At 43.8% G+C, this 25,903-nt stretch carries 21 protein-coding genes; 15 read left to right on the top strand and 6 right to left on the bottom strand.

Translation table 11 applies throughout. The annotated features are described in order from the left end of the window. Positions 1–36: 36 nt before the first annotated feature. A complete protein-coding gene (locus QM454_RS05475) occupies positions 37–3,159 on the top strand; it encodes an SNF2 helicase associated domain-containing protein (RefSeq protein WP_432362596.1) in 3,123 nt (1,040 codons plus the stop codon). Between the two features lie 52 nt (positions 3,160–3,211). After that, the gene (locus tag QM454_RS05470; RefSeq protein ID WP_432362594.1) at positions 3,212–3,637 is read left to right on the top strand and encodes a hypothetical protein; all 426 of its coding nucleotides are present in this window, start codon (positions 3,212–3,214) and stop codon (positions 3,635–3,637) included. Positions 3,638–3,799: 162 nt separating this feature from the next. Here QM454_RS05470 and QM454_RS05465 read toward each other — a convergent pair whose 3' ends face one another. Next, a complete protein-coding gene (locus QM454_RS05465) occupies positions 3,800–4,789 on the bottom strand; it encodes a nuclease-related domain-containing protein (RefSeq protein WP_432363875.1) in 990 nt (329 codons plus the stop codon). A 281-nt stretch (positions 4,790–5,070) separates the two neighbouring features. Then, a complete protein-coding gene (locus QM454_RS05460; RefSeq protein ID WP_432362592.1) occupies positions 5,071–5,532 on the bottom strand; it encodes a hypothetical protein in 462 nt (153 codons plus the stop codon). A gap of 241 nt (positions 5,533–5,773) precedes the next feature. On the opposite strand from QM454_RS05460, the gene QM454_RS05455 reads away from it, so the two are divergent. The 3 genes from QM454_RS05455 to QM454_RS05445 are packed head-to-tail and all read left to right on the top strand — an operon-like array spanning position 5,774 to position 8,403. Further along, positions 5,774–6,571, top strand: a complete 798-nt coding sequence (locus QM454_RS05455) for an ABC transporter ATP-binding protein (RefSeq protein ID WP_432362590.1) — start codon at positions 5,774–5,776, stop codon at positions 6,569–6,571. Continuing rightward, entirely contained in the window at positions 6,564–8,204 is a 1,641-nt protein-coding gene (locus QM454_RS05450; RefSeq protein ID WP_432362588.1) for a hypothetical protein, read from the top strand. Before QM454_RS05455 ends, QM454_RS05450 begins: the two co-directional genes overlap by 8 nt. Before the next feature lie 25 nt (positions 8,205–8,229). Continuing rightward, positions 8,230–8,403, top strand: coding sequence for a hypothetical protein (locus QM454_RS05445; protein WP_432362585.1), 174 nt, complete (start codon positions 8,230–8,232; stop codon positions 8,401–8,403). Between the two features lie 51 nt (positions 8,404–8,454). On the opposite strand, the gene QM454_RS05440 is transcribed toward QM454_RS05445, so the two are convergent. Further along, on the bottom strand, positions 8,455–8,829 hold the full coding sequence (locus QM454_RS05440) for a VOC family protein (RefSeq protein WP_432362583.1): 375 nt from the start codon (positions 8,827–8,829) through the stop codon (positions 8,455–8,457). A 182-nt stretch (positions 8,830–9,011) separates the two neighbouring features. Here QM454_RS05440 and QM454_RS05435 point away from each other — a divergent pair, with 182 nt between their 5' ends. Both QM454_RS05435 and QM454_RS05430 read left to right on the top strand, forming a co-directional pair. Next, a complete protein-coding gene (locus tag QM454_RS05435; RefSeq protein ID WP_432362581.1) occupies positions 9,012–12,068 on the top strand; it encodes an efflux RND transporter permease subunit in 3,057 nt (1,018 codons plus the stop codon). A gap of 112 nt (positions 12,069–12,180) precedes the next feature. Next, complete coding sequence (locus tag QM454_RS05430; RefSeq protein ID WP_432362578.1) at positions 12,181–12,789, top strand: class I SAM-dependent methyltransferase; 609 nt, start codon at positions 12,181–12,183, stop codon at positions 12,787–12,789. Positions 12,790–13,075: 286 nt separating this feature from the next. Here QM454_RS05430 and QM454_RS05425 read toward each other — a convergent pair whose 3' ends face one another. Further along, positions 13,076–15,466 (bottom strand): sensor domain-containing protein, encoded by a 2,391-nt coding sequence (locus QM454_RS05425; RefSeq protein WP_432362575.1) that lies wholly within the window; start codon positions 15,464–15,466, stop codon positions 13,076–13,078. 315 nt (positions 15,467–15,781) lie between these two features. Between QM454_RS05425 and QM454_RS05420 the strand changes: the two genes are divergently transcribed. Beyond that, positions 15,782–17,005 (top strand): MFS transporter, encoded by a 1,224-nt coding sequence (locus tag QM454_RS05420; protein ID WP_432363873.1) that lies wholly within the window; start codon positions 15,782–15,784, stop codon positions 17,003–17,005. A gap of 92 nt (positions 17,006–17,097) precedes the next feature. On the opposite strand, the gene QM454_RS05415 is transcribed toward QM454_RS05420, so the two are convergent. Then, the gene (locus QM454_RS05415) at positions 17,098–17,727 is read right to left on the bottom strand and encodes a CBS domain-containing protein (protein ID WP_432362572.1); all 630 of its coding nucleotides are present in this window, start codon (positions 17,725–17,727) and stop codon (positions 17,098–17,100) included. Between the two features lie 142 nt (positions 17,728–17,869). Here QM454_RS05415 and QM454_RS05410 point away from each other — a divergent pair, with 142 nt between their 5' ends. The 7 genes from QM454_RS05410 (at position 17,870) to QM454_RS05380 (ending at position 24,674) form a co-directional block, all read left to right on the top strand. Beyond that, a complete protein-coding gene (locus tag QM454_RS05410; protein ID WP_432363871.1) occupies positions 17,870–18,505 on the top strand; it encodes a LytTR family DNA-binding domain-containing protein in 636 nt (211 codons plus the stop codon). Positions 18,506–18,637: 132 nt separating this feature from the next. Then, positions 18,638–20,152 (top strand): succinate CoA transferase, encoded by a 1,515-nt coding sequence (locus tag QM454_RS05405; RefSeq protein ID WP_432362569.1) that lies wholly within the window; start codon positions 18,638–18,640, stop codon positions 20,150–20,152. 359 nt (positions 20,153–20,511) lie between these two features. Beyond that, positions 20,512–20,910, top strand: a complete 399-nt coding sequence (locus QM454_RS05400; RefSeq protein WP_432362566.1) for a VOC family protein — start codon at positions 20,512–20,514, stop codon at positions 20,908–20,910. Positions 20,911–21,082: 172 nt separating this feature from the next. Then, entirely contained in the window at positions 21,083–21,550 is a 468-nt protein-coding gene (locus tag QM454_RS05395; protein WP_432362563.1) for a DUF2269 family protein, read from the top strand. A gap of 133 nt (positions 21,551–21,683) precedes the next feature. Then, complete coding sequence (gene yfkAB / locus QM454_RS05390; RefSeq protein ID WP_432362560.1) at positions 21,684–22,814, top strand: radical SAM/CxCxxxxC motif protein YfkAB; 1,131 nt, start codon at positions 21,684–21,686, stop codon at positions 22,812–22,814. Positions 22,815–23,050: 236 nt separating this feature from the next. Next, positions 23,051–23,659, top strand: coding sequence for a hypothetical protein (locus QM454_RS05385; RefSeq protein ID WP_432362557.1), 609 nt, complete (start codon positions 23,051–23,053; stop codon positions 23,657–23,659). 85 nt (positions 23,660–23,744) lie between these two features. Beyond that, on the top strand, positions 23,745–24,674 hold the full coding sequence (locus QM454_RS05380; protein ID WP_432363869.1) for an AEC family transporter: 930 nt from the start codon (positions 23,745–23,747) through the stop codon (positions 24,672–24,674). A 157-nt stretch (positions 24,675–24,831) separates the two neighbouring features. Here the strand turns inward: QM454_RS05380 and QM454_RS05375 are convergent, their stop codons facing one another. Then, on the bottom strand, positions 24,832–25,896 hold the full coding sequence (locus QM454_RS05375) for a M24 family metallopeptidase (RefSeq protein ID WP_432362553.1): 1,065 nt from the start codon (positions 25,894–25,896) through the stop codon (positions 24,832–24,834). Positions 25,897–25,903 lie beyond the last annotated feature (7 nt).

The raw sequence follows: 25,903 nt of genomic DNA, 5'->3' as shown, positions 1-25,903 counted from the left end.
GTACAGGTGATAGTTCCCCGAAAGGAGACGGGCAGATTGAGTATCCAGTTAACAAAAAATAAAATTATAGATCTGTGCGGATCTGTTTCATTTAAACGGGGCGAAGCGTTTAACCGTACACAGAAAGTAACGTTTACACAATATAGCGACACGTATTGCGAGGCGGTCGTGGCAGGGAAGGAAGACTTCCATGTCATTATTGATCTTTTGGATGTAGAACTTCGGACGGAGTGCAGCTGTCCGGTGTTGTCTTTTTATAAATATAAATGTCAACATGTAGCTGCTGTTTTAATTGCGATGATGGATCGAAGGCGGGAAGATGAGCCGGACTTGACGGAAGGACTGCTTTCCCTCTTTAACGAAAAACCTAGAGCGAGCGGGCACCAGCTTCATTTCGAAAATCGGGAAGTGTTGGAGCTACAGTTTACGTTAAAGCCTGTTGCAATTGGCAAACAACAAATGATCGGCATCGAGTTGGCAGTTGCAGGGGCTCATGTAGAGAACATCCGACAGTTTTTAAACGATGTCAATGAAGGACGGGCAAGCACTATCACGTCTACATTCACGTTTGATTCCCAATTTCATTGTTTTAAACGGGAATCTGATGCCGTTCTACAACAACTGATTAGCATCCATAATGAAGATGTACATCGCTCAGTGAGCCTCGATACTTTACTTATCCCGCCTTCTTCGTGGGAAAAGCTACTGCTGTTTTTAAATGAAGCGCCCGACGTTGTAATGGAATGCGGCACAAGTTTCCACATATCGGAAGCGACATTGCCTGTCCGGTTTCATTTCGAAAACCATCCGGAAAGAGGACATGTATTGTCAATTAACGGATTGGCATATGTACAAGTATTGCAGGCGTATAACCTCGTCCTATGCGACGGGCAATTATTCCAAATGAGCAGTGAGGACTGTAAGCGGCTCACCGATCTACAGCAAATGATTGAAACGTCAGGTACACGCCAGCTGCCGATTACGAATGAGCAAATCGGCTTTTTTATCGAAAAGGTTGTCCCGGGCTTGCGGAGGATTGGAAATGTCCAACTCGATGAAACGGTGATAGAGCAACTCGTGAAATCACCGTTGAAGGCGAAGCTTTATCTCGATAGAGTAAACAATCGTTTGCTCGCGAGCCTTGAATTCCAATATGACAACATCGTTATGAACCCTGTGACGGAGAGGGATTTGCCGACGGGATCTGTTTTGGTACGCGACTTGGAAAAGGAAGGGGCCATCCTTCAGTTAATGGAAGAAAGCTCATTCGCTACAACGGATGAAGGGTATATATTGCATAATGAGGAATTGGAATATGAATTTCTCCATCATATTCTCCCGAAACTTCAAAAGCTCGTCCAAGTGTATGCGACGACAGCAATTCGAAATCGGATTTTTAGGGGGCATGCTCGTCCGCGAATCCGTGTGAAAGCATATGAAGACCGGACGAATTGGCTGGAATTTAAATTTGAAATGGACGGCATCCCGGATAAGCAAATACGTGAAATCCTTGAAGCGCTGGAAGAAAAACGAAAGTATTATCGCTTGCGAAATGGTTCCCTTCTTTCATTAGAAACGAGGGAATTTGAAGAAATTCAACGGTTTTTGAATGAAGTTCCGGAGAGCCTCGAGACCCTCGAAAAGGGATTAAACGTTCCAATTGTGCGGGGCATCCGCTTCCTGGATGCAGTCGGTGACGATGAAATGTTTTCAGTTGAGGAATCTGCTCGCCAGTTTTTCAATCGTTTACTGAATCCCAGCAATTACGCGGAACTACCACCGTCGTTGAAGACGGTATTGCGCGATTATCAAAAAACAGGTTTTCAATGGATGAAAACGATTGCTGAATTCGGAGTCGGCGGCGTGCTTGCGGATGATATGGGGCTCGGCAAAACATTGCAGAGCATTGCGTTCATCCAGTCCGTGCTTCCCGATATCCGCGAGAAAAAACGGCAAGTGTTAATCGTCTGCCCCTCTTCCTTAACGTATAACTGGCTGAGCGAATTCCGGAAATTCGTGCCTGACATCAATGCGGTCGTTATAGATGGGTCGAAAAAGGAGAGAGTGGAGCGGCAGAACGACGTGGATGGCGTTGATGTGTTGATTACGTCCTATCCGTTAATCCGCCGGGATATCCAATGGTTTGAGAAACAAGATTTTCTAACAATCTTTTTCGATGAGGCGCAGGCGTTCAAAAACCCTTTTACGCAAACGGCTCGGGCAGTGAAAAGGTTGCAGGCCGACACCCGTTTCGCGCTCACCGGAACGCCTATCGAAAATTCGGAGGAGGAACTTTGGTCAATCTTTCACGTCGTATTTCCTGAGCTATTCATGGGGCTACAGGAATATAGTGAACTTACACCGAGAGCGATATCCCGTCGTGTAAGGCCATTTTTGCTCCGGCGGATGAAAGAGGATGTCCTAGGGGAGCTACCGGAAAAAATTGAGTCCATCGAATCCGCGGAGCTCCTTCCCGAACAGAAAAAGCTTTATGCCGCTTATTTGGCAAAACTGCGCCACGATACGTTGAAGCATTTGGATAAGGATACAATTCGGAGGAATAAAATCAAAATCCTCGCGGGACTGACCCGGCTGCGGCAAATCTGCTGCCACCCGGCATTGTTCGTTGACGGTTATAAAGGGAGTTCAGCGAAGTTTGAGCAGTTGAAGCAATTGATTGAGGAATCAAAGCAGGCGGGAAGAAGGGTATTGATCTTTTCGCAGTTCACAAAGATGCTCGGAATCATCGGCAAGGAGCTAGCAATGAAGGGAACCCCATTCTTTTATTTAGATGGCCAAACGCCTTCCGAGGAACGGTTAGAACTATGCAATCGATTTAATGCAGGAGAGCGAGACGTCTTCCTTATTTCATTGAAAGCGGGTGGAGCCGGGCTGAACTTGACCGGGGCGGATACCGTCATATTGTATGACTTATGGTGGAATCCCGCAGTGGAGGAGCAAGCTGCAGACCGCGCCCACCGCATGGGACAACAGCAGAACGTGCATGTCATCAAACTCGTCGCGCGCGGCACGATTGAAGATAAAATGAATGAGTTGCAGGAGAAGAAGAGGAATCTTATCGAAGAAATCATTGATTCAAAAGATGCTGCGAATACTACACTCACGGAAGATGATATTCGGGAGCTGTTGGAAATATAGGGGTATAGTTGCTGCTGGAAAAGTGGATACTATTGGAAAAGGAGCGGATTAATTGAAAGCAATAAAGATTTTATTAAGTGTAGCCATTGTTATTGCCGTTATCGGCTTCGGTGTTTTCCATTTCGGAACGAAATTCATCGCTGATGAAGTGATGGGCCAAGTGGCGGCGGAATTGGAATCGAACGGTCAGTTGGAAGCAATTAAACAAGAAGTCCAAAACGATCCGGAATTACGCGCATTTATTGAAGAAGGAAAAAACGTGGACAGCTCGAAGCTCCCTTTTCAAACGAAAGAGGAAGCGACTCGTGTCTTGATGAAAAAGTTTGATCTCAACGAGCTCAACGAACTGCAAATGCAAGCTCGACAAGGCATGAGCGTAGTAGAACAGCAAGCGCTTTTCAATAAAATCCAAAGCAGGCTGACGGATGAAGAGATGTTGGCATTAAAGGCATTGGCGTATAAAGAGTTATTTAAGTGAGAAACCGCTTCAGTCAGGTGTGACTGGAGCGGTTTTTGAGGTTCCGGAAACTTATTGATCAATTCCTGAAGGATATCGATCATTTCCTAAGTTATATCAATCAATTGGGAGAGGATATCGATTATTTCCCGTCATATATCGATTATTTCCCATGATATATGGTCATTTTGTGACCTTTGACCTAATTAAGTCGTTGAGCTCTCTAATCAATTTCAAATCCGCCACATACAATCTGCCCTTATTTTTTCCTTCGCAGGGAACTCCCAACTGCATTAATATCCGTTTGACCTTTTGTCGACATTCTAGCCGTAAAAATTGCCTACATTCCTTATTGGAAACACGATAATTAATCAACATAAAGTATTCCAACACCGCTTGGACGTGGGCATTCGCGTCAACATTGCCGCATTGTGGACATCCCCACCCATTATATATTGATTGCATGCCAAATCGGCCGCATTGACTGCAGCGGACTCCGGTACGTAAATCAGACCGAGGAATCCCGTATGTATCTGTCAGTGGAAAGGGGTTATACTCGCGATGGGCCTTAGTTAGCTTATTTGCAATGTCTGTAAGTTGAGGTGTATCAATAGTTGGGTGATATGAACTGAGTCTACGAAGAAAAACAGGGATCTCAAGTGGGAAAAGAAGAGTCAAGTCTTTACGGAGGTTTTCGAATTGCTGTTGCGGTCTGGGGAAAACCGCTGCCTGATAAATGGGGATAGGCATGTGGTGCGCGTAAAACCAATCTTCCAACAACATTTTATTCCGCTCTAGTTGGACAGAAGGACATTCAAATGCGTCAACTTGTCCGTTTTCAAGGGTCCGTGTGAGTTGGTTTTGCGTTTCAGGGAAACTGATTCGGCCGGCAATATTTTTCATTTCAAAGATGACTGCACCTTGTTGACAAAGAAAAAGTGTGTCCAGCTGGAATTTGCCGGTTGATTGAAGATGTAAGTCATGAAAGATGTAATGCTCGAAAGGGAACTGATATTTGTTGAAAACATCCGCTAGTATTCGTTCGCCGTTTTCACCGGCCCGAGTCTTTCCTAACTCACTCTCGATGTCCGCATAGCGCGGGTGTTGATCTGGCAACCTTCGCAGTAACGCCTCCAGACCGATTGCCTTTAACGAACTAGTTTTTTCCTTCATGATCAATGAAACATCGCCTCCATATTGAATATTGCGACTACTATTCTATCACATGGGTCTAAAAATTGGCTAGAGTTAAGCCGTTGCAAAAGATATTGATCATTTGGTCGCGATTATCAATCATTTCCCGATATATATCGATCAAGTCGGGGGAGTTATCGTTTATTTCCCACATTATATCGATCATTTCCCGAGATATTTGGTCATTTTGTTACCTTTGACCCACCCGTATGAACGTGAATATAAAAACGGCGACGCATAAAGCGTTGCCGTCAAATTCATCATTTCTTCAAACCATATCCAACGACGGTCCATATGCCCGTTTCATCCTGCCGCACCAACCGTTTTAGGCATATTGTTGCAATTGGTGATTCTTCACTTTTCACTTTCACAATCGCATAGGAGTCTGTCTGTTTAATCACTTTCAAATCATCGTAAGCGATTGGATCGTCGTCAATAATGACTTTCGGTGAAAGTTGGAGACTCGCAAAAACTTGTGCAACGAATACCGGGTCGAGATTCCACGGTGAGTGGCCGAGGTCAACGCTTTTTTGCGTGTTTTTCACTACGGAAATGTCATAGGGTACCTCAACTTCGCATTTCCTTTTTTTCTTCGACGGGATGGCTTTGCTCAGACCATAATTTGTGTTCATCTCGCTAGACAACTTCGCCTCGACAATGGAAGAGTGAGTAAACGGGAAAAGAATAGCGAATACGAGGAGAATAACTGTTGCATTTTTCATACTTCATTGCCTCCAATTTTAATTCAACTAATTAAAGTATCTATAGGGTGGTCCAGTAATTTGAATTCATGTAAAAAGATTTTTGTTTGAGCGATTCAAGGGGAGTGCTAAAAGATATCCGTCTCGGGCGTTTCCTATTCATTTTCATATTCAATGTCTCTGCACAAGCGCACCGAAAGGGTGAAACTTTCGCAATCCTATGGTTAATTAATGGTAAACTTATAGAAACGGGGGTGTTTATATGGATTCATCTAATAAAGTGCTTTCTTTACGAAATGTAACGATGACCTACGGGACGCATCGCGTGTTGAATGGTGTGAATTTGGAAGTGGAACGGGGACAGATCATCGGGTATATCGGTCCGAATGGTGCGGGGAAAAGTACAACTGTGAAAATAATGCTCGGCTTAATTCAAAATTACGAAGGTCAGGTCGTAATCTTCGGTGAGGATATCGCTTCGGGAGATCCGTCCTACAAAAAGAGGATCGGTTACGTGCCGGAGCAAGCGGAGCTGTACGATAACTTGACGGCGATGGAATATTTAGCGTTCACGGGAGAGTTGTATGGGCTTGACCGTGCGTTTGCGGAGGAAAAAGCGCAGAAGCTTATGGAGGAATTTGAACTTGGCGACGTCATGCACGCAAGGCTTTCTTCCTTCTCAAAAGGGATGCGGCAAAAGGTGCTCATTATTTCGAGCTTGTTGCATAATCCAGACCTACTGTTCTTCGACGAACCGTTAAGCGGATTAGATGCAAATAGCATGATGGTCATCCGCGAAATGCTGGCGCAACTGGCGGCGCAAGGAAAAACGATCTTTTATTCATCGCATATTATGGATATCGTCGAGAAGATTAGCAATCGGATAGTGCTGCTCGTAAATGGGACCGTTGTCGCGGATGGTAGCTTTGAGGAGTTGCAGGAAATGAGTGAAGAAGGGTCGCTTGCTGCAATCTTCAACCAGCTGACCGGGTTCACGGACCATGCAAGTCGGGCGGAGCGCTTCATCTCGATTGTAGAGGATGGAACTGCCGATGCATGAGTTCCGGACACTGACAATCCTCTCCAAATTCAAACGGCTCTTCGTAAAAGCAGGAATTGATTACAACGCAATGGAAACCATTTTGCGCATGAAATTGACGATGGACGGCAGACGCACGCCGACCATTTTTAATGCGCAGAAGAAAAAGGATGGCAATCAATTTCTGAAGTCTTTATGGATCTACGGATTGTATGGGCTCATGCTTATCCCGTTCCTTCTCTTCGGGGACGGTCATTATATTTTCCAAATGAGCATTGTTTTTGGCATTACGATGTTCATTTTGACGACAACAATGGTGTCTGACTTTTCCTCAGTGCTGCTCGACGTAAGGGATAAAACAGTGCTGCAAACGAAACCGGTGAGCAGCAGGACAATTAATACCGCAAAAATCATTCACATATTAATCTATATGTTTTTCATAACGGGGGCCTTCATTGCCATACCGCTCGTCGTCGGGCTGCTTAAAAAAGGAATTGCATTCACGCTAGTTTTTATTGCTGCATTGCTATTCACAATGCTTTTCATCGTTGTCATTACGTCACTCGTCTATTTTGCGGTCTTGCGATTCTTCGACGGGGAAAAACTGAAGGATATTATTAACTACGTGCAAATCCTGCTGTCCGTCGGGGTAATCGTGGGCTATCAAATTGTCATCCGCGCCTTCAATTTTGTCGATTTTGATCTGACGTATACATTCAGCTGGTGGCATGTATTTCTACCGCCGGTGTGGTTCGGTGCCGCATTTGAGCTGTTGTTGAATAAAGACTTTTCAACTGAGTTAATCCTAATATCGGCACTCGCCTTGCTCGTCCCAATCCTCTCCATGTATATCTACGTGCGGCTTATGCCTTCGTTTGAGCGTAATATGGATAAGTTGATGAGCGAGTCGAAAAATAGGAAGAAGAAATCGAGTTGGTGGGTGGAACTTTGGGCGAAGCTTTGCTGTCGGAACGAGGAGGAGAAGACGTTCTTTCGTTTTGGGGCGTTAATGATGCAACAGGAACGGGAATTCAAGCTGAAAGTGTATCCTTCACTTGGCTTTTCTATCGTCTTTCCGTTCATTTTCATTTTTACGGAACTGCAAATGAGGACACTGGCGGAAATCTCCACAGGTAAGATGTTTTTGCTTATCTATTTCGGAAATATGATGATCCCAACCATCGTCCATATGCTGCAGTTTTCCGTGAACCATAAAGGGAGTTGGCTTTTCAAAGCAGCGCCAATCCGACAACCCGCTACAGCATATAGTGGCACGCTGAAGGCATTTTTAGTAAAGCTCTACATGCCGGTTTTCATTTTGCTGTCGATTGCGTTTATCGCCATTTTCACGTGGCGCATTGTTCCCGATCTGTTCGCTGTGTTATTCGGAGCGATTCTTCAAACATTGCTCACGTATAAATGGATGAACGCGGGGGAGTTCCCTTTCACCCAATCATTCGAGTTTGCACAATCGGAAGGCTCGGCAAAAATGTTCTTAGTCAATTTAGGTGCTGGTATATTTGTAGTCGGCCACCTTATTGCGAGCGCGATAACAGGTGGAATTTACGTATATATCGCATTGCTGCTTATTGCGATTTTCATCGGCTGGCGTAAGGTGTTTCCGATGAAGGGGGACTTGCCGGTTCGGATGTGAATGAGGACCATGAGGAGGAAAACAATTGTTAACAACTGAACAGCTACAGAAAATCGCAATGCCCTTCGACTCTATGAGTCAATCGGATTCCAAACAGTCCAAGGACAGGATTATTATCTTTTGGATGAATAAATATAAAAGTTCGGCGTTTGCCGAACTTTTTTTATTGCCAATTAAGCCGGCGTTCGCTACTTCGTAAAATAAAATGCAATGTCAGCCATATTTTATTCCTCCAGACTAAACTGATAGTTTACCCCGCCATAACCTCACTCATCAACGCATGCGTATTATCTTCCGTGTCCTTGAAAAACGCCATCCACGTTTCTGTTTGCCCCATCTTTGCAACGATATGCGGTTCATCGATGAAAACAATCCCTTTTTCCTTGTATTCCTCATAGGCCTGTTGAATATTTTCTACTTGAAAATAAAGGACGGAGCTTGCGTGTGCAAATTCCTCTGTTTCAGGAAGGCTAATGAAAAGGCGTACGCCGTCGCAATCAATAAACGCCATTGTCTCCGTTGTGAATAATAGCTGCAAGCCTAATAGATCCTTATAAAATGCTGTAGCGCGCTCAATATCTTTTGCTGGTACCCCGATTTGTCCGATTTTCGTAATTGTCCCCATGTACCATCTCTCCCTTTCGTCTATTTATCTAATCATACCTAACTTTTTATCAAAGAGTATAAAAATTCAACAAATTACTATCTGCATCCAAGGTCTGAGCCGAAATCCGACTGAAGCTCGTTATAAGATGTGGAAAAACTTGTTAGGCTAATGAACAATGATGTCGGAAAGGGGAAATGGTTGTGAAGGTATTGGAGTTCATCGTTCGAAAGAAGGTATTGGTCGGTTTATTGACCGTGTTAATCGTAGCTTTGGGGAGCTTTGCGGTTGTTAAATTGGATAAGGAGATTATGCCGTCGGTTGGGATGGATGGGGCGTTCGTCTATATCGACGTGGGGGATATGGTGGCGGTTGATGTTGAAAGGTTCATCACTTCGCCGTTGGAACAGAAGCTTACAGGAATCGATGGTGTTGAGGAAGTACAATCGACGACGACGGTCGGGAGCAGTTCCCTTAATATAACGATTGCTCGCGGGCAGAGCGAAGAGGTTATGAAAGAGATTGACAAGGTATTGAATGAAACAAAAGCGGAGCGCCCTGAGATTCGGGAGGCCATCGCGAATCAATACGGCGTCCGACATGGCTATGAGTTTTTCATGGATCTTTCGGGCGATGATCTTCAAGTGATGACAACGTTCGCCAAAGACGTGCTTGAACCGAGGCTTGAAAGCTTAAAGGAAGTTCAAGATGTCAATTTGTCCGGTGTGGCGGAACACGAAGTGTCTATTGCGTTCAAACGGGATGAAATGATGAAGCACGGATTGGATATTTCACAAGTTGCGGGGTTCATTGCGCAAGCGAACTCGGAAGCGACACTTGGCAAATTGCAGGATGGCAAGGATGCTTCACTCCTCCGTTGGAATTCAAAGCTTACAAATATTGACGATGTGAAACGTATTGAAATTCCAACAGCGGAAGGTTTTATTCAACTGAAAGAGATTGCAGACGTTTCGCTTTCAACACGTGAAAATTCATCATTCGTATGGAAGAACGGGACGAAGGAATTGGTATTCATTCAAGTGGGCCGTGCTGCGAATGTGACGCAGATCGACATGGCGAAAGCGGTTCGTGCTGAGATTCAAAAGATGCGTGATGAAGGGCTTGTGAAAGGCTTTACGTTAAATGAAATGGTCGCGCAGGCGGATATCGTACAGGAATCAATCGATGGGGTCGTTGTTAATATTCTAATCGGTAGCGTCGTTGCGATTGCGATTCTGCTTTTATTCCTTAGAAATGTCCGCGCCACACTCATCATCGCGGTTTCGATTCCGACGTCGGTGTTGTTGACCTTTTTGACAGTTTATATACTCGGATACAGTCTCAACATGCTGACGCTGATCGGTCTTGGCCTCGGGATCGGAATGATGGTGGACTCGTCGATTGTCATTTTGGAATCGATTTATCGGCATCGGGAATTGGGGCTCGCGAAGTTTGAGGCGGTACTTGCGGGGACGAAGGAAGTGGCGGGTGCCGTTTTCGCGTCCATGCTGACGACGATTGTTGTATTCTTGCCGATTGGTTTTATTGGCGGGGGACTAGGCGAATTTATGATCATTCTGGCAATTGTCGTGGCGATTACATTAATTAGCTCGGTGCTCGTCGCATTCACGCTCATCCCTGCGCTCTCGGACAATTTCCTTCGGTATCGGGGTGCCCGAGATGCACGAAAGGAGAGCCGATTTGTTAAAGGGTATAACACGTTTGTTTCGTGGATCGTCGAGAAAAAGCGCAGAAGTCTTCTTGTAATCGCAATCTTTTTCGGACTGTTTGCAGGTTCACTTTTCCTTGTGAATAAAATACCGATGACCGTCATGCCAGACGTTTTCAATCGGTACAATGAAATTGTCGTTGCACTCGAAACAGGGGTGGAGCCTGTCGAAAAAGAGCGGCTTGCGCATCTCATGAACGATACATTGGCGAAAATTGACGATGTTCAATCTAGTTATGTATTGGATACAGGTGGAAGCGAAATGTTTGTCATCGTCAATATGACAAAAGGTGATGACATCGTACTTGAGCAGAAAGATGTAAATGAACTGCTTTTACGTACATTGCGTGAGTTCCAAGACACGGAACCAATTCGAACTGTGCAGTTGGCAATGTCTGGAATTAGCGGCTCTCCAGTACAAGTGATGGTCAAAGGGGACGATTTTGATCATCTGCAAGTACTTGCAAATGACTTTATGGGGAAGCTCGGTAAAGTCGAAGGAATTGTCGGCATAACGAATTCGATGGAACGCACATCCGAGGAAAAAAGAATTGTGTTAAATGAGAAGGCAATTGCGGATGCCGGCTTATCGCAATTGCAAGTGAAGCAGTTCATCGAGCAGGCTTTCATTAATATGCCTGTCGGTCAAATGATGATAGATGGAGAGAATGTGCCTTTACTGGTAAGTTGGGGTACGAAAACAAATTCGCGCGAAGCACTATTGAATTTGGAAATACCGACTTTGGAAGGCGATAAGAAATTAGCGACGTTCATTAACTTTGAAACTGTCCGTACACCTATTGAAATTACGCATATCGGCGGGGAACGGTTCATTTCTGTTTCGGCGGATATAGAAGGAAGAGATTTAGGTGCGATTAATCGCGACGTACAAAAAGTGATTAACGAATTCAATGCGCCCGCGGGTTATGCAATTGAAGTGGCAGGCGATATGGAACAGCAACAGCAGCTTATGTTCGAAATGCTTCTCGTGTTAGGCATCGCGCTGTTCCTCGTCTACTCCGTAATGGCTGTACAGTTCAATCATTTAGGGCATCCGCTCATTGTCATGTCCGTCATTCCGATGGCGATTATCGGTGTCATAATCGGTTTGTTCGTGACGCAAATGGAACTGAATTTGTTGTCCGGAATGGGTATTATCATGCTCATCGGCATCGTTTTGAATAACGCGATTCTCTTAATTGACCGGACGAACCAGCTTCGTAGGGAAGGGATGTCTGTGCAAGAGGCATTGGTTGAAGCGGGGAGGAACCGGGTTCGTCCGATTTTCATGACAACGTTGACGACGGTTGGCGGAATGTTGCCGCTTGCGCTCGCTTCAGGTGCATCGGGCAATTACCAGGCGCCGCTCGCAACGGTGTTGATTTCTGGATTGTTGTTTGCGACGTTCATCACGCTGTTGCTCATTCCATCGGTGTATCGATTGTTTACGAAGACTGAGAAAGTGGCGGAAGCAGTAACCGCTAAACGCAAGAAACGCGTAGCGACACGATTGGCTGAATCTGTGAAATGAATATTGTTTAGTGCAAGCACAATCTTCGTTGAAATGAAGATTGTGCTTTTCCCCTTGTCATTCATCAAGAAAGACCGATACAATGAGGCGATGAAGAAAGGGAGTGAGATTGTTGAATGAAAAGGAATATGACAACCTTCTTCGGATAAAAACGGCTGGTACGCTTGAGCTATTGAGCCAGTCTGCTCATTATAATCGCTATGAAGCGACGCCTTACGAAGCGTTAGACGAACTGTTTAAATCGTACGAATTACATCAGTCGGACGGTTTTGTCGATTTTGGATGCGGCAAAGCGCGCGTATCATTTTACGTCCATCACCATTTCGGCACGTCGGTGACCGGCATCGAGATGAACGGCCAACTCTACCAGGATGCGCTGGAAAACTTGGCAAGATATCGCCGTAAAGCAAAGCGATACGGAGGAGCAATCCGTTTTGAACGGTGTTTCGCAGAAACGTATGAAATTGATCCATCGGAAACTAAATTCTATTTCTTTAATCCGTTTTCCATTCAAATATTTATGACGGTCATCGGTAACATTTTGCTATCCGTAGAACGCGCTGCACGCCCGGTTGACGTCATTCTTTATTACCCGACCGCGGACTATGTGCAATATATGGACAACCAGACGTCGTTTGGGCTATGGAAAGAAGTAAAAATCGACCGTCTTTACGAGAAAAATGAAAATGAGCGGTTTTTGATCTATCGATTGGGTGAGTAGGGACGATTTCGATCATTTCCTGGAGGGTATCGTTCATTTCCCATCTTATATCGATCAATTGAGACGGGATATCGATTATTTCCGACATATATCAATCATTTCCCAAGATATATGGTCATTTTGTGATCTTTTACCTAGAACATTATTAGATTTGTCAAAGACATTCGGTGCGACAGGTTTGGTCGTTGGTGATAAAACGATCGCGGGAGAAATAATAACGTATCCTTGCCCGTCGTGCCAAATGCACGTAACAAAATAAAAAACGCACCCCGAATCGAAGTGCGCATTAACTTACCGTATGGGGCATCCATTGCTCGATTTCCTTCGCAGGAATTGGTTTGGAATAGAGATAGCCTTGTACTTCATTGCAACCGAGCTGCTTTAGGAAGTTTCCTTGCTCGTCCGTTTCGACGCCTTCCGCGATAACGTTCAACCCCAAATTCTTCGCAAGATCGATGATTGCTTTGACAATCGCCGTGTTGCTTTTGCTCAGTTCTCGAATGAATGCTTGGTCAATTTTTAAATGGGAAAGGGGAAACTTGCTCAAGTAGAGCAAAGATGAGTACCCTGTACCAAAGTCGTCGACACTCACGGTGATGCCTGCATCATGCAGCTCCCGTAAAACAGTTTCGCAATGCTTCACATCGGACATCATGCTTTCTGTAATTTCCAAATTCAAATACGACGGATGAAGTCCGGTTTTGTTCAAAATTCTTCGGACATCTTCCACGAAGGATGGTTGTTTGAACTGTCTAATCGAGACGTTGACGCTTATCCGCAAAGGTGGAAATCCTTGTTCTTGCCAAGCTTTTGCTTGCGCACATGCCGTTTTCAACACCCATTCCCCAAGTGGAAGGATGAAACCGTTTTCCTCCGCAATCGGTATGAACTTCATAGGAGGAATATAGCCCCGATGAGGATGATTCCATCGAGCGAGCGCTTCAATCCCTTTGATCTGCCCGGTTACTAAATCGAATTGGGGCTGATAATGAAGGAGGAACTGCCCTTTTTCCAATGACTGTCTTAGTTCCATTTCAAAGAATGTCTTCTCCAGCAATTCCTCATGGAGTTCCTCCGTGAAAAAGCGAAAAGTGCCCCTACTAGCCTCTTTTGCCAAATACATGGCCGTGTCTCCACTTCGGATTAACGTACTATAATCTTCTCCGTCGTCTGGATACAACGCGATTCCGATACTTGGGGCAACGAAAACCTCTTGGTTGTCGAAAAAATAAGGCTGAGAAATGTCATTAATAATTTGTTCGGCAAGGGTGGTCAATTCATCAGTGTCAGCAGTATCAATGAGGACGACAAATTCATCCCCGCTCAATCTCGCGACAGCATCATCAATTTGAACACAATCACGTAGCCTTTGTCCGACGGCAACGAGCAATTGATCACCAACATGGTGTCCTAATGTGTCATTAATATTTTTAAAACGGTCTAAGTCAAGGAACATAACGGAAAATCGATCGCCATCGTCTGCTTTAGCAATTTTTTGTTTTATTTTCTCCTGAAGGTTTCTCCGGTTTGGCAATCCGGTTAAGGAGTCATAATAGGCCATATGTTGAATGACCTTTTCGGCTTCAATCCGTTGTGTAATATCAATGGCAGTGCCGACAACTTCAACGACTTTACCGTCTTTTGCAATTGGTGAAAGATATACAAGGAAGAATAAGCCGTCATGGTTTAGCTCGAATTGGACAATCTCACCAGCCATTCCTGCCAATAAATAATTTTTGAACTGTTGGAGCTCTTCTTTAGTAAATGAATGGATGACTTCTTGTGCATTTATTTTATCTGCTGAAATTCCGAGCCGTTCTATAATTTGACCTTCAAATAGAGTGAATTCGATTTCTCCGTCTTCTGTAGTCGTATACTTAAATATTGCATTTTGCAAGTTTTTCACGGTTGTTTGGAAATCATTTTGCAAAGCGATTTCCAAAGATTCCTCCGCCTGTTTACGATCTGTAATGTCATGGCGAATGGCGATATATTGTTCGGGATTCCCTTCTGCGTCAAGGAACGGAACAATTGTCGTACGGACCCAATAGAGGGAGCCATCCTTCGCTCGGTTGCAAACGTCACCTTGCCAAATTTCACCACTTTGGACCGTGTTCCACAATTCCTTGAAGAAGCTCTTTGGATGAAATTTTGAATTCACAATCCGATGGGTTTTTCCGATTAATTCGTCTCTAGAATATTGGGAGAGCTCACAAAATGTATCATTCACGTACGTAATGACGCCCTTGGCATCAGTGATGGCGACGACGGAAGAATGATCGAGTGCATTTTGTATATTATGTAAATTTTGCAGTGTCTCCTTATACTTTTCCTTTGTTAGTTCGCGTGAGGTAATATCATTATCAATAGATAGAAATTGGGTAATCTCACCATTATCATCTAGGATAGGTATAATGTGTGCGCTCACCCAATAAGGGGTGCCGTCTTTTGCAAAAGCCTTTATATTTTTCTGCCAAGCCTCATTACGTGACGAGTGCTGCTTTATTTCCTTTATAAAGCGTTCTGGAGTATAGCCAGGATTGACAACACCATAACTTTTGCCGATTAACTCCTCCTTGGAATAGCCGGAAAGTGCACAGAAGTTGTCATTCACATATGTAATTCGACCATGATTATCAGTAACTGAAACACAGAATTTCTTATCCAGTAATGACATAAGGGGAGCACAACTTATTTTTGAAAACACTATTTCCATTTCCTTTCTATATACAAAAACAACGCAATAATGCGAAGAAAAGTTTCTGTGTAATGCACCGGTTGAGGGATAAGAATATAAGTAGCCTAGAGGCAATAAGAAATCAATCTTTTTTGTTAATTATACCATTTGAAACGCGATGTTGTAAAAGTTGCGTTCATTACTACTGTTTGTCGTCTAATCGTTGTACACTACTAGTATAGGATAAGTTTTGAAAATTAAGAAAGGGGTGGGGTAGTGGGAAAGGGAAAGTATACAAAGACGGAGAAAAGTTGGATGTTTTACGACTGGGCGAACTCGGCTTATTCGATCATCATTACTACGGCAGTATTCCCGATCTTTTACAAGACGGTAGCGACCGAAGCAGGTGTAAGTTTGAATCAATCGACGGCATATTTGGGGTATACGGTGGCGATTGCGACGTTCATTTTAGCGATGATCGGTCCGATATTAGGGACAATCGCGGATTATAGGGGATTAAAAAAGAAATTCTTCTTCGCCTTCTTCCTGATTGGTTCACTATCGACAGTTTCATTGGCATTTGTGCCGGACGGTATGTGGCTTCCGTTATTAATTATTTATATAGTAACCGCCATCGGGTTCCACGGGGCAAATATTTTCTATGACGCATTTCTCGTTGACGTGACACCTGAGGAGAAGATGGATGAAGTGTCCGCACGCGGTTTTGGATTAGGGTATATCGGAAGTACAATTCCATTTATCATCAGCATCGCCATCATCCTGTTGGCGAAAGAAGAAGTGATACCTTTATCGGTCACCGTGGCAAGTAAGCTAGCTTTTGTCATTACGGGAATATGGTGGTTTACCTTTACAATCCCGATGCTGAAACATGTTGTGCAAGTTCACGCAATCGAACGGGAACCAAGAATTTTGGCGAGCAGTTTCCGGAGGCTCGGTGAAACGTTCAAGGAAATTAAGAAATACAGGACCGTCTTCATCTTTTTGTTAGCATATTTCTTTTATATTGATGGTGTCGGTACGATTATTTCGATGTCGACCGCATATGGTACGGATCTAGGCATCGAGCCGCAGGATCTTCTCATTGTTCTGTTCGTCACCCAAGTCGTTGCTGCACCGTTTGCAATTTTATATGGAAGGCTTGCGCAACGATATTCGGTGAAGACGATGTTGTATGTTGGGATTTTTGTTTATATTATCGTCTGTATTTATGCGTTCTTCTTGTCAACAACATTAGATTTCTGGATTTTGGCAATGCTCGTTGCAACGTCACAAGGAGGTATACAAGCGCTTAGCCGATCTTATTTTGCCCAACTTGTGCCGAAAGAGAAGTCTAATGAGTTTTTCGGCTTCTATAATATTTTTGGTAAGTTTGCGTCTGTTATGGGACCGTTATTGCTCGCGGTGACTGCTACGCTAACAGGCAGCTCTGCGTACGGCGTGTTCAGCCTCGTCATCCTGTTTATCATTGGTGGTATTCTGTTACGGATGGTGCCGAAACCGGAAAGCGAGATAGCATAAGAGAAGGCTGTTTCCATTGTCAATGACGACGTGGAAACAGCCTTTTATGTTTTTATCTTCTAGCTCCGGGCGCTAGCACCTTCATCTTTTGGTTACTTAGGTTCAATCCGTTGCATCTGCAAAATCCGGAATCCATTTTTCTCAAGTCTTTCACGCAATTTGACCATTTCTTCATCGGATTTTCCGTTTTCAAGTGTGATGACGACTCTTCGTGCGAGTGCCGATCCATTGTCGAGGGTGAGCATGCCTTCGATGTTCTCGTCCTTCAATGTCGTCGTCAACTTTCTAATCATGCCTCTTGCTTCAGTCGATGCAAGCGTAATGTTAATGCCGCCGGTCTTTAATCCGAACGCGTCTTCCAGGACACTTTCGACTTTATTATGCGTTAAAATACCAAGGAGCTTACCGTCTCTGACGATGCTAATGAAAGGCAATGCTTTAATTTTTAGTAAGGCGCTTAAAAAAGAAGCGTTCTCGTATAAGTAGATGTCTTCGTGTTCCAATAAGAAGTCGATGGATTTCTCGCCATCTCCTTTTTCCTCATAAAGATAGGAAAGCAGATCGACTTTGTAAATCATCCCTTTATAGGCATCGTCGTTGTCAACGACAGGGATGCAACGGTATCCTGTCTCGTTAATTTTTGCGAGTGCTTCGGATACGCTTTGATCTACCTTGACTGTAGCGACGGCCAATCTCTCTACAATTAAATCACGAATATGCATAATCGTTCCCCCTCATTTATAGTCGTTCTATTAAGTCTGAATTTTTGTTAGATTATCTTCTATTATAATTGAAAATTGGAATCTTGTATATGAAAACCTATAATAGAAGTATCTGAAGTGTGAAAGGGGCTTGGAAATCTTGATGAACTTGGACTCACTCCTCGATGTTGTCGGCGAGTTGTTTGCGGATGAAGTCTCCATCGCCGTATCGAATACGAAAGAATATATATATTATCGGCCGAGTAAGCGAATCGATTTGAAAATTAGGCCAGGTGACCCTGTACGAGAAGGAACGATAGCCTATAAAGCACTTACGGAAGGGCAGAAAGTTTCCGAATTTATTAACCGAGACGTACTTGGCGTTCCTTACCACGGTATGGCGGTTCCGTTCCAAGATAATGGTGTTTGGGACGGATGCGTCGTTGCTATTTACCCTGCGTACACGGAAGGAAAGTCAGTCGTTACCGTGAAAACGCAGGACGGATGGGTGCCCGTTCCTTTTTCGGATGTGAAGTATATTGAAGTGCGGAACCGGAAGACGGTCGTCGTCGCTAAGCACGTTACAGGCACCCACCGGAATTCATTGCAAAACTTTGAATTTGTGCTTCCGCATGAGTTGTTCGTCCGATGCCATCGGTCGTTCATCGTGAACGTAACACAGATTAAAGCCATCTATCCGGATACGCATTCGACATTCACTCTTTCCATGAATGACGGCTCACAAATCCCGGTCAGTCAGTCGTATTCTAGCTATTTCCGCAAGCTTTTAGGCTTCTAAGACAGAAAAATGCTGCTTTAAACAAAATATGTGCGCGCTTGTTCGTAAAAACTGTATTTCATTCAGGAAATTCCTTTCATTGGATTTTCTACGGTACAATTATCTAAAAGTTACGAAAAGGGGCGCTTATAAATGAATAACCATATGGATCGCGTCAGAATTGAAAAGTTGAGAGATTTGGTTGTTACGCCTGAAGAGGCAGCTTCTTGGATTAAAGACGGAATGACATTAGGTTTGAGCGGTTTCACGCGTGCAGGTGACGCGAAAGCTGTACCTCTCGCCTTAGTGAAACGGGCTGAAACAGAAAAATTTAAAGTGAACGTATTTACAGGGGCATCCCTAGGTTCGGATATCGATAAGTTATTCGCGGAAGCGGGTATTGTGAATAAAAGAATCCCATTCCAAGCGGAAAGAGCAATGCGTGACGGCATTAACAACGGGGAACTTCTATTTGTCGACCATCATCTGTCCCATACGGCGGAATGGATTCGCTCAAATGTCATTGAACCGATTGACTTCGCGATTTTGGAAGCGATTGCAGTGACAGAAGATGGAATGGTCATTCCTTCGACATCTGTCGGAAACTCGTTATCGTTTGCGAAACATGCAAAATCAATTATTCTTGAAATTAATACAGCTCATTCAACAGCTTGGGAAGGCATCCATGATTTGTATGACCCAGGCAAACAAGGGGAGCGGATTCCGAATCCATTGACGAAAGCTAGTGATCGAATCGGAACAATCGGCATCCCGATTGACGTGGATCGAGTGAAAGGGATTGTGTTCACGCACCAACAAGACTCACCTTCAACAATTACAGAGCCTGACCACGACACAGAAGTTATGGCTGAGCATCTAATATCCTTCCTACGTTCGGAAGTTGAGGCAGGCAGATTGACGAACAGTCTTGCACCTCTTCAATCTGGAATCGGGTCTCAGGCGAATGCGGTGCTACATGGTTTGTTGAACTCGGAATTCGAAAATCTAGAAGTGTATTCCGAAGTGTTACAAGACGCAGTATTCGATTTAATCGATGCTGGTAAAGTGAAAACCGCTTCGTGTGCATCAATCACATTGTCACAAGAGAAGATGGACAAGGTGTTTAACAACTTGGATAAATACCGGGACAAGCTCGTCATGCGTCCGCAGGAAATTTCGAATCTTCCAGAAATCATCCGCCGACTCGGTTTAATTTCCATTAACACAGCGCTTGAACTAGACATTTACGGTAACGTCAACTCGACGCATGTGACAGGTACGAAGATGATGAACGGAATCGGGGGGTCCGGAGATTTCGCTCGAAATGCGAGACTTGCTATTTTCGTTACGAAGTCTGTTGCGAAAAACGGCGATATTTCAAGCATTGTACCGTTTGTGTCGCACGTCGACCATACAGAGCATGATGTCGATGTCATCGTCACGGAGCACGGTTACGCGGATCTGCGTGGACTTGCACCGAGAGAACGTGTCGAGCTCATTATCGGCAATTGTGCGCACCCGATGTACCGCGCGCAACTATGGGAGTACTACTCCGAGGCGCTTGAAAGAGGCGGCCACACGCCACATGTGCTTGAAAAGGCATTCTCTTGGCATTTGAATTTAATGCAACACGGCACGATGCGCCCTCGCACTGAGGAACTTGTCTAATTTACAGCCAATCGAACTTAATTATATATACCGCCAATGAAAAAGCAGCCTTAATGGGGCTGCTTTTTTCGTTGGTGTGCAGTCGTTTTGCGCGAGTTTGAAGGAGTTATGCTCAAGTTTGGGCGGATTATGCGCGAGTTTGAGGGAGTTATGACGCAATCTCGTGGAGTTATGCCGATTTCAGGACCTTATGCCTAACTATGTCTAAGTGAAATTGTAGTTTGCCAAAGGCATTCAGCGCGAAATTTGCTCAAACCTGAGAGTGTGGAATCTCCCCATTAACTTTTCACATTGCAGGAATTTCTTAATTTATATCGAAGTACAGAGCATAAGTAAAAAGGGAAATAGGGGGAGAGAAAATGGGAAGCTTCATTAAAAGAATCGAAACAATTTATTTGCCAGTTGCCAATCCGAAAGCATCTGCAGAATGGTATGAGAAACATTTGAAATTGATAGGAGTTGGCCCGATTGAAACGGATGCAACACAAGCCCAACTTGTATTAGAATCTGGTCAGTACATCTGTTTAATTAAAAGCAAGGACTTAGTTAACGCAAATTTTACCGAAATCGGTGGCGAGGAACAATGTTTGCTCACATTGGAGGTAACTGATTTTCATCGCTTTTATGAAGAATTACAAAAGAACGGCGCGACAATATCTGCAATCGAGGACAACGACAATTGCGGAGAGAACTTCTATTTGTATGACTTAGACGGGAACAAACTTGATATTTGGAGCGGCTGGCCTGTCGTTTCGTAATCTAATTAACAATACAAGCAGCTGAATGAAAGGGGAAACCTATTTCATTCGGCTGCTTTTCTATTATTCATAGCTAGGAATTTTGATTCTCCCACCTTTGTCCGCGTGGTACGTAAACGTCATTCCCGAAATATACATAGAGTATGTAGTCATAACATTCGGGAGGGGTACGATGTTTACCTTTGTCTTAGTACTTCATTTAATTGCTGTATGTTGCTGGCTTGGTGGGGCCCTTTACGAGCGATGCTTCATCGTGTCAGGATTTCGTAAGGAAGTGGGGAGTGTAGGAGAAGCAACGATGCTAAGACTGCTATTAGGTAGCGTCCCTTTCTTTTTCACTTCCGTCATTACAATTGTAGTTACAGGAATTACGATGACAGTCATGGGCAAATACGGATTTCTTCAGTGGTCGTGGATTGGACTGAAGCAATATATTATGCTTGGCATTTTGTTTTTAATCGCGTTTTATATCGCTCCGAGAATGTCGCGCCTAGGCAATCAACTGAAGTGGAACATGGAACAGGGCGTGGGAGTGGACGATAGAATGCGCTCACAAGCGAACCGCGTTATTTTCTATTTGGATGTCATGCACATTGGCGTCCTCGTTAATTTGATACTCGGGGTAACGAAATTTTTTTGATAGTTATAGCTATGAACAAAAAGTATCGCGAGGTCACTCTCCCGATACTTTTTTTCGAGGGCGAAGTTGCAAAAGAATGGAATTCAGCTCATACTATTTTATGGCCTTTATTAACTTGTAGGGAGTCATAGAAATGAAAAATGTAGCAACACTGAAAAAAATGTCACCTGCCTACGATCCATGGGAAGCTTACTTGGATGTGCAGGAGCATGGAAAATTAACATTATCAAGCATTGAATTTACAACTACATATTTATGCAATATGCGATGCGAGCATTGCGCGGTAGGCTATATGCTGCAACATAAAGATCCTGACGCATTGCCGATCGATTTGCTACTTTTCCGTCTTGATGAAATACCGCATTTACGGACGATTAGTATAACAGGCGGCGAGCCGATGTTCTCCAAAAAGTCGATTGATCAATATGTCTTGCCATTATTAAAATATGCGCATGAACGAGGCGTTCGCACGCAAATGAACTCGAACTTGACGATGCCTCTTGAGCGTTATATGGGAATAGCGCCTTATTTGGATGTCCTCCACATTTCCCATAACTGGGGTACCGTCGATGATTTTGTCGATGGTGGATTCGCGAATATGGAAAGAAAGCCCCCAAGAGAACGCCGTGCAGAGCAGTTCCAACGGATGATCGATAATAGCCGGGCGTTGGCGGAAGCTGGCGTCATGGTTTCCGCGGAAACAATGTTGAATAAACGAACTCTCCCGCATCTCGCTCACATTCATCGACAAGTCGTTGAAGAGATGAAGTGCGCAAGACATGAAGTGCACCCGATGTACCCAAGCGATTTCGCTTCGCAGCTTGAAGTCCTTTCATTGGATGAAACGCGAGAAGCAATCCATCAATTATTAGATATGCGGAATGAAGATGTGTGGATGCTATTCGGCACATTGCCGTTTTATCCGTGCAGTCAAAACGAAGAAGACTTGAAGCTGTTGAAACGCATTCATAGCAGCAAAAACGTCTCCGTCCGAAATGACCCGGATGGCCGCTCCCGTCTAAACGTCAACATTTTCACAGGCGACGTCATCGTAACAGATTTTGGCGATACGCCTCCAATGGGCAATATTCAACATGATTCATTGCCCGAAATGCTTGATAGATGGCTAGAGCGCCCTCTTGCTAAATCGATCAGCTGTCATTGTCCGGCAGTAAAATGCCTAGGTCCGAATTTATTAGTGAAAGACGCATATTATCCGGAGGAAGACTTCACTGTGAAACAAGCTAATTTGGCTGTGAAATAAATTATTAACGCACGCGGGACGTTGCTTCTGACGGGAAATGATTGATATACTCGCGACGCGCCAAAATAAAGGACTTCCGACTACAGGGAAGTCCTTTTTGCGCACTAAAAATATATAGACAATACTGGTTACATATGGAATAATTTAATTGTTGAAATTATCTGCCTTGGAAAGGCGGTATAGGGGGACTAATATATGAATACTCTTAATTTTTTAGGGATACATAATTAGAGCCAATGAAAAAATCTAAAAAAATACTAATAGCTATCCTGTTCGTCAGCAGTTTATTTTTAGCCTTTTATTCATTCAATACAAATACATGCATGCGGAAAGCAGCGCATCACCCCCCAAATGAAACAATGAATGAGTACAAACGTTTTAAACATACGGAAGATGCAATGAAGGAATTCGGGAAATATGTTCCGCTCCCTAAAGATGAACCTTATTTGGTAGAATGCACATTTGGAGAGGTAACGTATGCCGACGGAGAACCTGTACAGTTTACACATTATGTCAAACATCGAATGGTTGAAATGGATGTTCGAAAGGGAAGTAAGTGGGAATACAATAAACAGCTCTCAACCGGCATCTATTACTATCATGTTAGTAAAGAGCCTTTTGAATATTCATTGGAGACATCAGAGTTGAAGGATACGAAGACAGTCATCTTGGATGATGGAGTGGAAGCATTGCTCAGGAATTATGTTATGGAGTGGAAAGATGATCGTTTTTATTATAGGCTTTATTACCGAGCGGGCTTCCGGGCGGACACATTAACGTTTTTAGCAAATTCGTCCCGGTTCAACGTGACGAATTTGCCCGAATGGGTGAATGAGATTAAATAAAGCGAGATTTAGCCACAAAGTCATTTTTCGTATATATTTTGTGGCTTTTTTCTATTGATAAATTTCCTCACGACAGGGGGAGGCCATTATGTTTATAGGCTCCATTTTCTTAAATGTTATTATACCTATCTTACTTTTAGTAGTAATTGGTGCAGTATTACAAAAGAAGTTTTCATTTAACTTGAGGGCGGTTTCCAATTTGCTGACGTATTGTCTTATGCCAGCTGCCGTTTTCACCAATCTTTATGTTACAGAGATTGATGTCCAGGTCCTTCTTGAAATCTTTAGCTATTTAATTGCCTTTAGTCTCGTAGTAATTGTCGTTACGTCGATCATAGGTAAACTATTGAAGTTAGACAAAGGGGAATCAGCGATATTTAAAAATAGCGTTTCATTAATCAACTCGGGGAATTATGGAATACCGGTCAGTCAGCTTTTATTTCAAGCAAACCCTCTCGGTATATCCATCCAAATTATCGTGATGGTCTTTCAAAATATTTTAACGTATACATATGGCTTGTATAATTTAATATCCGCAACGAAGTCCGGACTCGAAATTTTACGGTCGCTTTTGAAAATGCCGATCATACACGCGATGATACTTGGTGGTTTGTTGAATTGGCTGCAAGTTCCGATTCCGGAATTTCTTTGGTCTCCAATCAGTCATTTAGCGGATGCATTTTTAGCAATCGCACTCATATTACTAGGAGCACAGCTCGCACAAATTCAGTTTAAGACGATTATTAATCGTACAGTTCTCGTTAGCAGTATAGGAAGACTGATTATCGGTCCAACTGTCTCACTGCTGCTCATTTTTCTATTTGGACTAGACGGCGTTGTAGCACAATCGCTGTTCATCGCAAGTTCCTTCCCGACTTCAAGAAACAGTTCAACACTAGCGTTGGAATACGATGTGTATCCGGATTTGGCAGCACAAACGGTTCTGTTTTCAACCGTGTTAAGTGCGATTACGGTGACATTTGTTGTTTATTTGTCTGCCGTGTTGTTTGGTTGATAGAGGAGTGATGCCGTGTGGTAGGTAGAAGGTCACGAAATGACCATATAACTTGGGAAATGATCGATATTTAACGGGAAATGAACGATATCCAACCGAATCAAATTAAAACACCAAATAAAATGGACTTCCGGATTGCCGGAAGTCCATTATTGTCTCAAAGAACAATCAACTCTTTAGGTGATTTCGTAATGATCTCGATACCATCTTTTCTCACGATAATATCATCCTCAATCCGCACCCCGCCAAGACCTGGAATGTAAATACCCGGCTCGACCGTCAACACCATTCCTTCTTCGACGAGCAGCTCGCACGTCGGATTCATGAAAATATCTTCATGGATATACAAGCCAATCCCATGCCCCATTCCATGCCCATAATAGTCGCCATACCCTTTTTCCCTGATCAAATCACGGGTCAATGCATCTGCTTCTTTCCCAGTCATGCCGGCCTTGATGCCCGACAGCGCATTTTCAAGAGCATCATGAACGATTGAATAGATTTCCTTCAGCTTCGGATCAGGCTCGCCAACCGCAATCGTTCTTGTCATATCGGAGCAATACCCTTTGTAGTAAGCACCGAAATCAAGCGTCACCATATCCCCTTGCTCCACTACCTTGTCACTCGCCACTCCATGCGGCAACGCAGAACGCACACCGGATGCGACAATCATGTCGAAAGATGAAGAAGTCGCGCCCAATTTCCTCATATGAAATTCCAATTCATTCGCGATTTCAATTTCCGTGCGGCCTGGCTGAATGAACGTCAAAATATGCTCAAATGCGGCATCTGCAATTTCAGCAGCCTTTTTCAAAATGGCCATTTCCGATTCATTTTTGATCATCCGCAGTTTTTCAACGACATTTGAGACAGGCACAAGCTCCGCCTTCATTGCCTTCGCAAGCTGGGAGTAATAAAAATAAGATTGGTGCTGCTGTTCAAAGCCAAGCTTCTTAACTCCCAAGCTTTCAGCAATCGTTGAAATTTCCTCATAAATGATGGAGCGATCGATTTCTTTCACGGTGAAATCCGTAACTTGTGCATTCGCCTGGCTCACATAACGGAAATCAACTAATAAATATGCTTCGGTCTTTGACACAAGCACTGTCCCAGCTGTTCCGGTGAAATCCGTCAAATATCTCCGGTTATACGGATCTGTAACTAGCATCCCATCAATTCCTAATTCATCAAATCTCTCGCGTAACTTCACTAACTTCTCCATTGTCAAA

The organism is Sporosarcina sp. UB5 (genome assembly GCF_050859005.1).
Taxonomy (GTDB): Bacteria; Bacillota; Bacilli; order Bacillales_A; family Planococcaceae; genus Sporosarcina.
This window is presented reverse-complemented; position numbering and strand designations above follow the sequence as displayed.